This window comes from Cellulomonas sp. JZ18, from assembly GCF_009720485.1.
Lineage (GTDB): Bacteria > Actinomycetota > Actinomycetes > Actinomycetales > Cellulomonadaceae > Cellulomonas.
Genome location: NZ_CP045245.1, coordinates 720408 through 733316 on the forward strand (window position 1 = coordinate 720408; position 12909 = coordinate 733316).

Consider the following 12909-nt stretch of genomic DNA (forward strand, 5'->3'; position numbering starts at 1 on the left):
CGTCGAGGACCACCGCGGCGACGGGCGCCGCGCGGCACGGAGGGACGCCACCGGGACGATGCGGGGACCGGACCAGGACGCACCGGCCGGGCGCCTGTACGACGCCACGGCCGCGCGGGCGAGCGCCGTCGTGCTGCGGGCCTACTCGACCTCGTTCGGGCTGGGCACGCGCCTGCTCGGCGGCCGGGCGCGCCACGACATCGAGGCCGTGTACGCGCTGGTGCGCCTGGCCGACGAGGTCGTCGACACCTACCGCGGGCCGGACGCGGGGGCCGAGCTCGACGAGCTCGAGGCGCAGACCGCGCGGGCGCTGGTGACGGGCTACTCGACGAACGTCGTGGTGCACGCGTTCGCCCGTACCGCCCGCCGCACGGGCATCGGGCACGCCGAGGTCGACCCGTTCTTCGCGTCGATGCGCGCCGACCTGACCGTGCGCGAGCACGACCGGGAGAGCTACGAGCGGTACGTGTACGGGTCGGCCGAGGTGGTCGGGATCATGTGCCTGCGGGTCTTCCTCTCCGCGGACCGCGGCCCGGACGACCCGCCCGTCGAGCCGACCGCGCGGGCGGTCGCGGGTGCCCGCGCCCTGGGCGCCGCCTTCCAGAAGATCAACTTCCTGCGCGACCTCGGTGCGGACCGCGGGGACCTGGGCCGCAGCTACCTGCCGGGCGTGGACGCCGAGCACCTGACGGACGCCGACGTGCGCGCCGTGCTCGACGAGGTCGCGCGGGACCTGGACGTCGCCCGCGCCGCCCTGCCCGAGCTGCCGCCGCGGGCGCGCTGCGCGGTGGAGGCCACGCTCGCGCTGTACGGGCGTCTGCTCGAGCGGCTCGCGGCCACGCCGGCGGCCGAGCTCGCGGCCCGCCGGGTGCGGGTCCCGGGGCCGGAGAAGGCGGTCGTGGTGGGCGGCGTGGTGGGACGGGCCCTCGCGGGCGCCGCCGCGCGCCGGGGACGTCCGCTGGTGGCACGGGCCGCGTCCGCCGTGCGCGCGGCGGCAGGAGGGCGGGCATGAGCGGGACCGGACCCGTGCGGGTGGTCGTGGTCGGCGGCGGTGTCGGTGGTCTGGCGACGGCGGCGCTGCTGGCGCGCGGTGGCGCGCACGTGACGCTGCTCGAGCGGCACGAGCGCGTCGGCGGGCGCGCGGGCACGTGGGAGGTGGACGGGTTCCGGTTCGACACCGGCCCGTCCTGGTGGTTCATGCCCGAGGTCATCGAGCACACGTTCGCGCTGCTGGGGCGGCGGCTGGCGGACGACGTGGACCTCGTGCGGCTCGACCCGGCCTACCGGCTGTTCCCCGAGCCCGGGGCGGAGCCGGCCGTCGAGCCGTTCGACGTCGTCGCGGACTGGGCGACGAACGCCGACCGGTTCGACGCGCTCGAGCCCGGCGCGGGGGCGTCGATGCGGCGCTTCGTCGACGACGCGTCGGACGCGTACCGGGTCGCGCTCGACCACTTCCTCTACACGACCTTCGAACGGCCGGACCGGCTGCTCTCGCGCGACCTGCTGGCATGCGGGGGCACGCTCGCCGGGCTCATGACGCAGTCCCTCGCCGACAAGGTCGCCGCGACCGTGCAGCACCCCGTGCTGCGGCAGGTGCTCAGCTACCACGCGGTGTTCCTCGGGTCGTCGCCGTACCGGGTGCCCGCGCTGTACAGCCTCATGTCGCACCTCGACCTCGCCGCCGGCGTCCACTACCCGCGCGGCGGCGTGCACCGGCTGGTCGAGGCGCTCGAGAAGGCGGCGGTCGAGGAGGGCGTCGACGTGCGCACCGGCGCGGACGTCGTGGCGATCGAGGTGGACGACGTCCCGCGGTCGCTGCGCCACCGGCGGCGCACCGGCCGGGCCCGGGGCGTGCGCCTCGCCGACGGGACGCTCGTCCCCGCGGACGTCGTCGTCTCCGGTGCCGACCGGCACCACACCGAGACCGCGCTGCTCGACCCCGCGCACGCGGACCTGCCGGCCGACGCGTGGGAGGACCGCGGCCCGGGCATCTCCGCGCTGCTCGTCATGGCGGGCGTCCGGGGCGAGCTGCCGCAACTGCGCCACCACTCGCTGTTCTTCACGCGCGACTGGACCGCGAACTTCGACGCGATCCTCGGCACGGGCCCCTCGTCGCGTCCCGAGGACCTGCGCGTGCCCGAGGTCGCGTCGGCGTACGTCTCCCGCACCACGGCCACCGACCCCACCGCGGCGCCGCCCGGGCACGAGAACCTGTTCGTCCTCGTGCCGTTCCCGGCCGACCCGTCGATCGGGTCGCGCCCCGGCGAGCTCGACGCGCACGCGGACCGCTACCTCGACCAGGTCGGCGCGTGGGCCGGCGTGCCGGACCTGCGCGCGCGGGTCGTCGTGCGACGGGTCGTCGGCCCGGCGGACTTCGCGCGCGACCTGCACGCGTGGCGCGGTACGGCCCTCGGGATGGAGCACACGCTGCGCCAGTCGGCGCTGTTCCGGCCGGGCGTCGCGTCGCGGCACGTGCCGAACCTGCTGCACGTCGGCGGCGGCACGGTGCCCGGCGTGGGTCTGCCGATGGTGCTCATCGGCGCCGAGCTCGTCGCCAAGCGGCTGCTGGGGGAGACGTCGGCGAGGCCCCTGCCGGCGCCGCTGCGGCCGGGCTTCCTCGCGTCGGCGCTGCCGCGCGGGCTGTGGAGCGACGTCGTCCGGGGCCGCGCGTGATCGCGTTCGCGTACCTGGCGGCGCTGCTGGTCTCGCTCGGCTGCCTCGCGCTCTGCGACCACCGCTGGCGCCTGGCGTTCTGGGACGACCCGCGCCGCGCGGCGTGGACGGTGGGGATCGGCGTCGTCGCGTTCCTGCTGTGGGACGTCGCGGGGCTGCTGCTCGGGATCTTCGCGCGCGGGGACTCCCCGCACATGACGGGCCTGCTGCTCGCACCGGAGCTGCCCGTCGAGGAGGCCTTCTTCCTCACCCTGCTCTGCTACGTCTCCCTGCTGGCCTGGCGGGGGCTGGAGCGGGTGCGCGCGGCCCGCGCCGCCCGGCGGCCGGAGGGGGCGGCCCGGTGACGAACATCGTGCTCAACGCGATCGTGCTGGCGGTGCTGCTCGTCGTCTCGTGGCCCGTGCTGCGGCGCGTGCGCGGCGGACCGGTGCTCGGCACCGTCGTGTTCGTGTGCCTGCTCACGCTCGTGTTCGACACGCTCATGATCGACGTCGGCCTCTACGTCTTCGACCCGGACAAGATCCTCGGCGTGTACCTGTGGGGCGCGCCGCTGGAGGACTTCGCGTACGCGGTCGCGGCGGCCGTCGGCATGCCGGTGCTGTGGACGGCGCTGGGGCGGACCCGGTGGGGCCGCGCGCGCCGGACCGTCGAGGCGGAGGAGGACGCGCCCCGTGCGTGAGGTGCTCGCCGCGTCCCGGCCGTTCTCGTGGGTCAACACCGCCTACCCGTTCGCCGCCGGCTGGCTGCTGGCGACCGGCGGGCGCGTCGACACGGCGTTCGTCGTGGGCACGCTGTTCTTCCTGGTCCCCTACAACCTGCTGATGTACGGGGTCAACGACGTCTTCGACTACGCGTCCGACCTGCGCAACCCCCGCAAGGGCGGCATCGAGGGCGGCCTGGTCGACCCCGCGCGGGCGCGGGCGGTGCACCGGCGGATCCTCGTCGCCTGCGTCGTGACGACCGTGCCGTTCGTCGTGTGGCTGCTCGCGCTCGGCTCGGTGGCGGCGGGGATCGTGCTCGCGGTCGTGCTCTTCGCCGTCGTCGCGTACTCGGCGCCCGGGCTGCGGTTCAAGGAGCGGCCGGTCCTCGACTCGTTCACCTCCGCCACGCACTTCGTGGGCCCGCTGCTGTACGCGCTCGTGCTGGCCGGCGCCGACCTCGGCGCCCGCACGACCTGGCCGGTGCTCGTCGCGTTCGTGCTGTGGGGCATGGCGTCGCACGCGTTCGGCGCGGTGCAGGACGTGCGGGCCGACCGCGAGGGCGGGATCGCGTCGGTGGCCACGGTGCTGGGGGCCCGGCCCACCGTCCGGGCGGCGACCGCGGCCTACGTGCTCGCGGCCCTCGTGCTGCTGGCCCTGCCGTGGCCCGGCGTGCTCGCCGCCGTGCTGCCCCTGCCCTACGCCGTGAGCACGTGGCGGTTCCGCGGCGTGACGGATGCGGACTGCGAGCGCGCGAACGCCGGGTGGCGCACGTTCCTGTGGCTCAACCTCGTCACCGGGTTCCTCGTGACGATGCTGCTGATCGCGGTCGCGCGGGGCTGACGCGTCAGGCGCGGTACGGCGCGTACGTCCACCGGGCCTCCCGCCGGGGCCGGCCCCCGGCGGCGGACCGCAGACGCCCGAGCCGCGACGGCGAGGGCGGCGGGTGCTCCGCGCCGTCCGCCGTGACGACGACCGTGCGGGACGTGAGCCCGCCGCGCTCCTCCACCCGCCCGGCGACCGCCGCGGCGAGCACCTGCTCCGCCAGTGCGACGTCCTGCGGGGTCCAGCCCAGCTCGAACCGTCCCGCCCTCCCCACCGTCACGAGCAGGAACTGCTCGGCGACCACGTGGACCGGGCAGACGTCGTCGCGCACGGGCCGGACCTCCAGGAGACCGAGCCGCCCGCTCGCAGTGACGCCGACCGCGGCGCTCGCGCCCACGGCCTCCCGCAGCGCCGCGGCGAGCCGGTCCAGGACCGCGAGGCGCGCGGCCGTGTCGTCGTCCACGAGGACATCCTCGTCGTGGCCCGGCCGGGGCGGCCACCGACCGTCGACCGGCTGCCCGCAGCCTCAGCCCAGCGGGCCCAGCTCGGGCAGCGTGACGCCCGCGTCCGCGACCGGCGCCCGCAGCTGGGAGATCGTCGCCCAGCCGCGGGTGACGAGGGTGGCGTCGCTGTCCGGGTCCTCGTCGTGCTCGACGTCCGCGTACGTCACCGTCAGGTAGCCGGCGTCCTCGTGCGCCACCTGCGCCTGCACCGCACCGACGCGGGCCAGGTGCGCGGGTCGCAGGCCCTGGATCTGCGCGAGCGGCAGGTCCGGCACGTTGAGGTTGAGCACGCGGTCGTGCCCGCCGGACTCGACGAGCCAGCCGAGCGCCTGCGCGGCGTAGGCCGCGGCGGAGTCGAAGTGCGTGGGGTCGTGGCCCACGAGCGACACCGCGAGCCCGGGGATGTCGTGGGTCGACGCGGTGAGGCAGGCGCCCACCGTGCCCGAGTGCAGCACCGCGTGACCCGTGTTCGGGCCGCGGTTGATCCCGGAGAGCACCACGTGCGGCTTCGGGCCGAACCCGCCGTACGCGGCGACGAACGCGATGAGCCCCGGCGCGGCGTCCACCGCGTAGGACCGCACCGCGCCGTCGAGCCCCGGCGGCGTGCGCTCCTCCACGACCAGGCGGCCGTCCTCCTGCGCGCCCAGCAGCGACGCGCTCGCACCGGAGAACTCGCGCGACGGCGCCGCGACCACCACGTCGTGCCCGGCCTCGAGCGCGACCCGTGTCAGGGCGGCGAGGCCGGGGGAGTCGATGCCGTCGTCGTTCGTCACGAGCACGCGCACGCGCGCACCTCCTCGCGGTCGGGCCCGGGACGGGCCGGGGTGGGGTCGCGACCATCCGACACGGTCGCGGCGGATCCCGCGACCGCAGGCGCGTCAGCCGTCCGCGTCGTCCACCCCGTGGTCCGACCCGTCGTCGTCGGTGCCGCCGTGCGAGCTGTCGGGTGGGCCGTCGGGCGTGCCGTCGGGCCCGAGGTCGCGCACCTCCACGCGCTCGACGAACCGCTCGACGTGGTCGCGGTGCCCCGTCCCCAGGCCGCGCCGCGTCACGTTGAGCGCGCCCGCGGACGCGCCGAGCCGCACCGCCTCCACGAGATCGAGACCGCGCGCGAGGCCGACCACGATCCCCGCCGTCATGGAGTCGCCCGCGCCCCGGTGGTCGGCCACGGTCGTCTGCGGCGCCCGCACCTCGTGCACGCGCTCGCGGGTCACCACGAGCACGCCCTCACCCGCGCGCGAGACGACGACCGCGTCGAGGCCGTCGTCCTGCGCGGCGTCGAGCAGCCCGCGCGCGCCGCGCACCAGGGCCGGGACGTCCGCGCCGTCCGCGAAGCCACCCTCGGCCATCTCCTCGTGGCTGATCTTCAGCACGCCGCCGCCGGCCTCCGCGTACGCGCGGGCGGCGTCGCCCGACAGGTCCGCGACGAGGGTGCGGCCGGCCGCGCGCAGGTCGCGCACCAGGCGGGTGAGCACCTCCGGGGGAGCACGTGCGCCGGGTCGGCACCCGTGAGGACCGTGACCTCGGCCTCCAGGCCCTCGACCAGGACCGTGCCGTACAGGTCGTCGAGCTCGTGCCGGTCCAGCGGTGCGGCCGGCCGCTCGGCCACCGTGGCGCGCTCGCCCTCGCGGCGGTCGTGCACGTACACGCCGTTGCCCCCGCCGTAGGCCACCGCGCGCAGCTCGATGCCCTCCGCCTCCGCCAGGGCGCGCAGCGCGATGCCCGCCTCGCCGCCGAACGGCCCGCAGACGACCGCGTCGGCGCCGAGCGACTCGGCCATCCGGGCCACCCACAGCCCCTGGCCGCCCGGGTGGACGTGCACCTCCGGCGGTGCCTCGGACGCGTCCTGCGCGTGCGTGGTGGACGCCTCGATGGTCACGGTGAGCCACGGCGTCGTCGCCATGACGCAGACCCGCGGGGCCGCCGGACGGCGTGCGGGCGTCGGCTCGTCGGTCGGGTGCGTCGGGGTGGTCGGCTGCTGCGACATGGCCACGAGTGTGCTGGTGCCCGCGCGGTCGCGCGCGCCGACGTCCGACGCGAGGACCGGCGGTCGGCCCTCGCGTCGGCCGGGCGCCTCAGAGCTCCCGCACCGCCTCACCGGCGATCTCGACGCGGACGCGCTTGCCGACCAGCCAGCCGCCCGCCTCGAGGGCCACGTTCCACTCCAGACCGAAGTCCTCGCGGTTGAAGTCGGTGGTGGCGGAGAACCCGAAGATGTCGCGACCGTACGGGTCGCGCTTCGCGCCGCCGAAGTGCATGTCGAGCGCCACCTCCCGCGTGACGTCCCGGATGGTCAGGTCCCCGACGACCGTGAACCGGCCCCCGACCCCCACGGTCCGCTCGACGATCTCCGTCGCGACGCGCGACCGCTCCGGCAGGTGGTTGCGCAGGCGGGCCCACTGCGCGATCGCGTCGTCCGCGAGCCGCCGCTCGACCCGCCGGCTGCGGAACTCGATCGTCGGCCAGCGCTCGACGTCGAGGAAGTCCGAGCTGCGCAGGTGCGTGTCCCGGTCCTCGTTCTGCGTGCTCAGCGTCGCCGTGCGGATCGTCGCCGTCACGGCCGAGTCGAGCGGGTCCTCCCCGACGCGGATGGTGGCCGCCGCCGCGGTGAACTCGCCCCGTACCTGGCTCACCATCATGTGGTGGGCGACGAAGCCCACCCGCTTGTGGGCGGCGTCGAGCACGTACGTGCCCGCCGCGGGGATCGTCATCCCCTTCCACCGTCGCGTCGCCTCCTGGGTGCCGTCGGTCATGCGTCTCCCCGCTCTCGTCGCCTCGTGCGGCCGGCCGGCGGCCCGGGCCGTCTCCCCCTCCCGCGCACGCCCGAGGTGCTGACGCTCGCGTGCGGGGAGGGTGTGCGACCCACGGGCGCCGGCTGTCGGACGCCCGTTCGGGTGCCCATGCTCCGTCACCGCGACGGAGCGCGCCACACCGCCCGAAAGGCGGACAAACCGCCGCCCCGGCGCGCCCGGCGGGGCGGACGCGCCAGGGTGGACGCGGGTGGCGGTACGCCCCCGGCGCCTGGCGGGTCAGAGGGTCCAGCGCTGGTTCGCGGCGCCCGTGCAGTCCCACACCTGGACGCGCTGCCCGTCGAACACGGGGGTGCCGCCGACCGCGTCGAGGCAGCGTCCCGACTGCGGGTTGCGCAGCGCCCGGCTGCCGGCGTCGTAGGTCCAGCGCTGCGCGGGCGTCCCGTTGCACGTCCACAGCTGCACCACCGTGCCGTTGGCGGTGCCGCCGCCGGCCACGTCGAGGCACTTGCCGAGCGCGCGGACCGTGCCGTCGGCGCCCCGCGTCCACGACTGCGCCGCGTTGCCGTTGCACGTCACGACCTGGATCGGGTTGCCGTCGCGCGGGTCGGCCCACGGGACGTCGAGGCAGAGCCGGTCGTCGACCCGGACGGTCCCGGTGCCGGTGGGCAGCTCCGCACCCGTGCCGCCGCCCGTGCCGCCCCCGGTGGCGCCGTTGTCGTACACGCGGACGTAGTCGACCCTCATCTGCTGCGGGAGCTGCGTGGTGGCGTCGGGGTAGCCGGGCCACTGCCCGCCGACCGCGACGTTGAGGATGAGGAAGAACGGCTTGTCGAACACCCACGTGCGGCCGCCCAGGCTGGCGGGCGTGACGCGGTGGTAGACGTTCCCGTCGACGGACCAGGTGATCTCGCCCGGCCGCCAGTCGACCGCGAACGTGTGGAACGTGTCGGCGAAGGACCAGCCCTGCGGGTGCTGGTACGTGCCCAGCAGGCCGGCGCCGCCGGAGTAGCCGGGGCCGTGGACCGTGCCGTGCACGAGGTGCGGCTCGCGGCCGATGTTCTCCATGACGTCGATCTCGCCGCTGTTCGGCCACGTGTTCTGCGGGAAGTCGGCGCCGAGCATCCAGAACGCCGGCCAGATGCCCTGGCCGCGGGGGATCTGGATGCGGGCCTCGACGCGGCCGTAGCGGATCTCGACCTTGTCGTTGGTCTGCAGGCGCGCCGACGTGTAGCGGCCGTCGGGCTCGCGCCGGGCGGTGATGACGAGGTTGCCCTGGCCGTCGAGCGCCGAGTTCGCGCGCGAGGCCGTGTACTCCTGCAGCTCGGCGTTGCCCCAGCCGCCCGCGCCCAGGTCGTGGTTCCACACCGCGGGGTCGGGGGCGGACCCGGCCGGGCCGTCGAACTCCTGCTGCCAGACGACGTCGCCGGGGGCTGCGGCGGCGGGCGGGGCGGTCACGACGGCCACGACGGCACCGGCGGCCGCGGCGAGCAGGGCCGTGACGGCGGCCGTGAGCCGGGCCGCGCCGGCGTGCCGCCGCCGGCCCGCGTGGCGCGGCGACGTCGGTGCCGGCCGGACGGGGGCTGCGTGGACGGGGGCGGGGTGGACGGGTGCTGCACGCACGGATCCTCCTTCACGGTCCGGGGACCGGGTGGCGCCCCCCGCGGGGCGGGTGCGGGACGGGCGGCCGGGACGTCGTCGACCCGGCGACGCGACGGTAAGCCCGCTCTGTGACCGGCGGCAAGACGCGCATGACACGGTAACGATGTCGAACCGCGCGGCGGCCCGTGCGGCGGGGGCCGCGGCGCGTCGGGCGGTGGATGTCGGTGGTCGGGGAGAGGCTGTCGCCATGGTCGTCGTCTCGTGCTCCTGCGGTGAGGTCTCCTACCCCTCCCAGAACCCCGTCCGTGCGCTGCCCCTCGCGCAGCGCGTGCGCCTCGCCGCCACGGCCGGCGAGCGCGGCACCGTGGTCGTCGACGTCGAACCCGACTGGCACCCCGGCGGCGCGAGCCTGCACGTCGCGTGCGTGTGGCTCGTGGCCGAGGTGACGCTCGACGCGCTCGTCGCCGGGCTCGACGCGGCCGACGCCGCGGTCGTCCGGTCGGCCTGGGTCCTGCCCCGCGAGGACGCGCTCGAGGTCGCCCTCCCGCAGCCCGCGGCCCGGCGCGCCGTCAGCGCCTGAGGCTCAGGTCGACCGCGGGGTCGACGCCCACGTGCCGAGCGCGACCGTGGCCCCGCCGTCCTGCAGGCGCGCGACGAGGTCGTCGACGACGTCCCGGACCAGCCGTTCCGCGCGGAGCTCGTGCTGCCCGCGCGCGACCGTGAGGTACACGGACGTGCCACCGGTGCCGGACGTCGCCTGCGCACGCACCACGACCGGGCCGGGCAGGCCCAGGGTGAGCAGCGTGGACCACTGCGTGCGACGCCCGACGAGCACGGCCGCACCCGGCGCGCCCTCCACCGAGAACCGCCGCTGACGCAGCGCGGCCGCGGCCGCCGCGAGCACGGCGTCGGGCGGGGCGTCGGTCGTGAGCCCGAGGCGCGGCCGCAGCGTGGACAGGCCCCAGCCGGGGACGCTCGTGCTCATCGGCCCTCCGCTCCTCGCCGCCCGGCGCCGTGCGGCGGGCCGCCCGGCCGCCGCCCGCGCATGCTACCGACGGGCCGGGGGAATCAGCGCGACGCCGCCCGCCGCCGCTGCCACCATCGCCGCATGCCCTTCACCCGCCTCTCCGACCGTCTCGTCAGCTGGGCCTCGGTCCTCGACCCCGCGACGCGCGAGCAGGCCGAGCGCACCGCCGAGCTGCCGTTCGTGCACCCCCACGTCGCGCTCATGCCCGACGCGCACCTGGGCAAGGGCGCGACGGTGGGCAGCGTCATCCCGACGCTGCGGGCGCTGATCCCGGCGGCGGTGGGCGTCGACATCGGCTGCGGCATGATCGCGGTGCGCACGCAGTGGACGGAGGACGGGCTGCGCGCCGCCCGCAAGCCCCTGCGGGCCCTGCGCGAGGACGTCGAGCGGCGCGTCCCGCTGTCCGCCGGCGCCGCGAACCGTCGCCTCACGGACAGCGCCGCGGCACGCGTCGCGGAGCTGGAGCGCGCCGCCGCGGCGATCGGGCTGAGCCCCGACGGCTACGTCGCCGGCTGGCGGCTGCAGCTGGGGTCGCTCGGTTCGGGCAACCACTTCATCGAGGTGACCGTCGACGAGGCGAGCCGGGTCTGGCTGTTCCTGCACTCGGGCTCGCGCGGCGTGGGCAACCGCCTCGCGCAGCACCACATCCGCGTCGCCGCGGACGTGTGCCGCCGCCGCGGGGTCACGCTGCCCGACCGCGACCTCGCGTACGTCGAGGAGGGCACGGACGAGTTCGACCACTACGTGCGCGAGCTGCGCTGGGCGCAGGACTACGCCGTCGCGAACCGTGAGGAGATGATGGACCGGGTCGTGGCCGCGCTCGCGCAGCACATGGACGCGGACGTCGTCGAGCACGAGCGCGTCAACTGCCACCACAACTTCACCGAGCTGGAGCACCACCACGGCGAGGACGTGTGGGTGTCGCGCAAGGGCGCGATCCGGGCCCGCGCGGGGGACGCCGGCCTCATCCCGGGGTCGATGGGCACGGCGTCGTACGTGGTGGTCGGCCGGGGCGAGCCGGAGTCCCTGTGCTCGAGCCCGCACGGGGCGGGACGCGCCTACTCGCGCTCGGCGGCGCGCCGCACGTTCACCCGTGCCCAGCTGCGCGAGGCGATGCAGGGCATCGAGTACCGCGACACGGACGCGTTCCTCGACGAGATCCCGGCCGCGTACAAGGACATCGACCAGGTGATGGCGGACGCCGCCGACCTCGTCGAGGTCCGGCACGTGCTGCGGCAGGTCGTCAACGTCAAGGGCGACTGACCGGGCTCTGCGCGGGGTCACGACGCGCCGCGGCCCGCCGCACCGCGAGGGTGCGACGGGCCGCGGACGCGCGCCGGGTGACCGACGTCAGAACGGCATCTCCGTGGTGACCTGGTCCGGGGTGGGCGCGGTGACCGGGGTGCCGGCGTTGACGTTCGTGAGCGTCATCGTCGTCGTCGTGCCCGCGATGTCGTACGTCACCTTGCGCGGCAGGTCCTGCGCGTCCAGCCAGTACGAGTAGGTGATGGTCGGGGGCAGCTGCGCCAGGCCCTCGGCGAGCAGCTCCTGGGTGGCCTCGGGGGCGATCTTCGTCGTGTCGACGACGATGTCGTACTTCTGCACCTCGACGCCGTCGAGCTGCTCCGGCTCGCCGACGGCCGTCACGCTCGTGAACGCCTGCTCCATGCCCGTCAGGTCGTTGGCGCCGAGGCTCTCCGTGATGCCGGAGAACGCGGCCCCGAGCGGGTTGGAGGCGTCGTTCGGGTCCAGCTGCAGGAACTTGCCGCCGGTGAGCTCGCCCATGTTGAGGTACAGGACGCCGTCGACGAACCGGACCTCGAGCGGCCCCATCTCGGGGTCGCTCATGATGGCGACGATGTTCTGCTTGCCGTCGGCGAGGTCGGCCGAGCCGGTCATCTCCATGGCGGCCGGTCCGGTCATGCTCAGGTGCATGTCGTAGCTGGTCGTGGCCTTCTGGGCCGCCGTGAGCCGCGCGAACGCGTTCTCGGCGGTCAGGGCCTCGACCGTCGGGGTGGGCGTCGGGGTCGCCGACGGGGAGGACGCGGTGGTGGGCGTGGACTCGGCGGTCGTCGAGCCGCCGCCGCACGCGGCGAGGGCGGTGGCGAGGACGACGGCGGCCGGGAGCGCGAGCAGGCGCGGAGTACGCATGGTGATACCTCGGGGGCGGCCGCGTCTCGGGCGGTCGCCCCCGTGGTCGGCGAGCGGCACGACGCACGACGCGCACATGCTGCCACCTGGGAGGGACCCGTTGTGACCGCTGCCAGTGCTTTCACCCGTGCGGGTGCTCGTGACGCGGCGGCGCCGGGTGCCCGCCACGGACGGCGCGGGTGGACGCCGCAGTGGTATCCCGGACGCATGACGACGACGCGACCGGCCGACGGGTCCCGCTGCCCCTGCGGGTCGGGGGACACGTTCGGGGCGTGCTGCGGGCGGTACCTCGCGGGCGCGGCCGCGGCGCCCACGGCGGAGGCGCTCATGCGCTCGCGCTACACGGCGTTCGCCACCGGGGACGCCGCCTACCTGCACGCGACGTGGCACCCGCGGACCCGGCCCGCCCGCCTCGACCTCGACGACGACGTGCGCTGGGTGCGGCTCGACGTCCTGCGCACGCAGGCCGGCGGTCCCTTCGACGACGCGGGCGTGGTGGAGTTCGTGGCGCACCACCGCGGCGCGGGCGGCCGGGGTCGCCTGCACGAGACCAGCCGCTTCGTGCGCGAGGGCGGCCGCTGGTCCTACGTCGACGGCGACGTCGGCGCCTGAGCGGTGCGCGCTCGCGTCCGCGCGCGCCCGGACGGCGGCCGGTGCCACGCTGGTGCCGCACGCGGCCG

At 76.2% G+C, this 12909-nt stretch carries 16 protein-coding genes; 8 read left to right on the top strand and 8 right to left on the bottom strand.

The window, feature by feature from the left end:
- The first annotated feature begins 58 nt into the window (after positions 1-58).
- The 5 genes from GC089_RS03300 to GC089_RS03320 are packed head-to-tail and all read left to right on the top strand — an operon-like array spanning position 59 to position 4214.
- Positions 59-1012: a squalene/phytoene synthase family protein gene (locus GC089_RS03300; protein ID WP_155376466.1), complete on the top strand. Its 954-nt coding sequence runs from the start codon at positions 59-61 to the stop codon at positions 1010-1012.
- Entirely contained in the window at positions 1009-2673 is a 1665-nt protein-coding gene (gene crtI / locus GC089_RS03305; RefSeq protein ID WP_155376467.1) for a phytoene desaturase family protein, read from the top strand. Before GC089_RS03300 ends, crtI begins: the two co-directional genes overlap by 4 nt.
- Positions 2670-3017, top strand: coding sequence for a lycopene cyclase domain-containing protein (locus GC089_RS03310; RefSeq protein WP_230685031.1), 348 nt, complete (start codon positions 2670-2672; stop codon positions 3015-3017). Before crtI ends, GC089_RS03310 begins: the two co-directional genes overlap by 4 nt.
- Complete coding sequence (locus GC089_RS03315; RefSeq protein ID WP_155376468.1) at positions 3014-3352, top strand: lycopene cyclase domain-containing protein; 339 nt, start codon at positions 3014-3016, stop codon at positions 3350-3352. The genes GC089_RS03310 and GC089_RS03315 overlap by 4 nt, the downstream gene beginning before the upstream one ends.
- Positions 3345-4214 (top strand): prenyltransferase, encoded by an 870-nt coding sequence (locus GC089_RS03320; RefSeq protein WP_155376469.1) that lies wholly within the window; start codon positions 3345-3347, stop codon positions 4212-4214. The genes GC089_RS03315 and GC089_RS03320 overlap by 8 nt, the downstream gene beginning before the upstream one ends.
- A gap of 4 nt (positions 4215-4218) precedes the next feature.
- Here GC089_RS03320 and GC089_RS03325 read toward each other — a convergent pair whose 3' ends face one another.
- The 6 genes from GC089_RS03325 to GC089_RS03345 form a co-directional block, all read right to left on the bottom strand.
- Complete coding sequence (locus GC089_RS03325) at positions 4219-4659, bottom strand: hypothetical protein (protein WP_155376470.1); 441 nt, start codon at positions 4657-4659, stop codon at positions 4219-4221.
- A gap of 63 nt (positions 4660-4722) precedes the next feature.
- On the bottom strand, positions 4723-5484 hold the full coding sequence (gene surE, locus GC089_RS03330) for a 5'/3'-nucleotidase SurE (protein ID WP_155376471.1): 762 nt from the start codon (positions 5482-5484) through the stop codon (positions 4723-4725).
- A 93-nt stretch (positions 5485-5577) separates the two neighbouring features.
- A complete protein-coding gene (locus tag GC089_RS18775; RefSeq protein WP_230685032.1) occupies positions 5578-6159 on the bottom strand; it encodes a PfkB family carbohydrate kinase in 582 nt (193 codons plus the stop codon).
- Positions 6066-6602 (bottom strand): PfkB family carbohydrate kinase, encoded by a 537-nt coding sequence (locus GC089_RS18780; protein ID WP_230685033.1) that lies wholly within the window; start codon positions 6600-6602, stop codon positions 6066-6068. Before GC089_RS18780 ends, GC089_RS18775 begins: the two co-directional genes overlap by 94 nt.
- 172 nt (positions 6603-6774) lie before the next feature.
- Positions 6775-7452 carry a YceI family protein gene (locus GC089_RS03340; RefSeq protein ID WP_155376472.1) on the bottom strand — a complete coding sequence of 226 codons (678 nt, stop codon included), beginning with the start codon at positions 7450-7452 and terminating at the stop codon, positions 6775-6777.
- Positions 7453-7728: 276 nt separating this feature from the next.
- A complete protein-coding gene (locus GC089_RS03345; RefSeq protein ID WP_230685034.1) occupies positions 7729-9072 on the bottom strand; it encodes a glycoside hydrolase family 16 protein in 1344 nt (447 codons plus the stop codon).
- 226 nt (positions 9073-9298) lie between these two features.
- Between GC089_RS03345 and GC089_RS03350 the strand changes: the two genes are divergently transcribed.
- Positions 9299-9631, top strand: a complete 333-nt coding sequence (locus GC089_RS03350) for a hypothetical protein (protein ID WP_155376474.1) — start codon at positions 9299-9301, stop codon at positions 9629-9631.
- Positions 9632-9634: 3 nt separating this feature from the next.
- Here the strand turns inward: GC089_RS03350 and GC089_RS03355 are convergent, their stop codons facing one another.
- On the bottom strand, positions 9635-10036 hold the full coding sequence (locus tag GC089_RS03355) for a hypothetical protein (protein ID WP_155376475.1): 402 nt from the start codon (positions 10034-10036) through the stop codon (positions 9635-9637).
- 123 nt (positions 10037-10159) lie between these two features.
- Between GC089_RS03355 and GC089_RS03360 the strand changes: the two genes are divergently transcribed.
- A complete protein-coding gene (locus tag GC089_RS03360) occupies positions 10160-11341 on the top strand; it encodes an RtcB family protein (RefSeq protein ID WP_155376476.1) in 1182 nt (393 codons plus the stop codon).
- Positions 11342-11428: 87 nt separating this feature from the next.
- On the opposite strand, the gene GC089_RS03365 is transcribed toward GC089_RS03360, so the two are convergent.
- Positions 11429-12229, bottom strand: a complete 801-nt coding sequence (locus GC089_RS03365) for a hypothetical protein (protein WP_155376477.1) — start codon at positions 12227-12229, stop codon at positions 11429-11431.
- 207 nt (positions 12230-12436) lie between these two features.
- Here GC089_RS03365 and GC089_RS03370 point away from each other — a divergent pair, with 207 nt between their 5' ends.
- Positions 12437-12841, top strand: a complete 405-nt coding sequence (locus tag GC089_RS03370) for a YchJ family protein (protein ID WP_155376478.1) — start codon at positions 12437-12439, stop codon at positions 12839-12841.
- Positions 12842-12909: the final 68 nt, after the last annotated feature.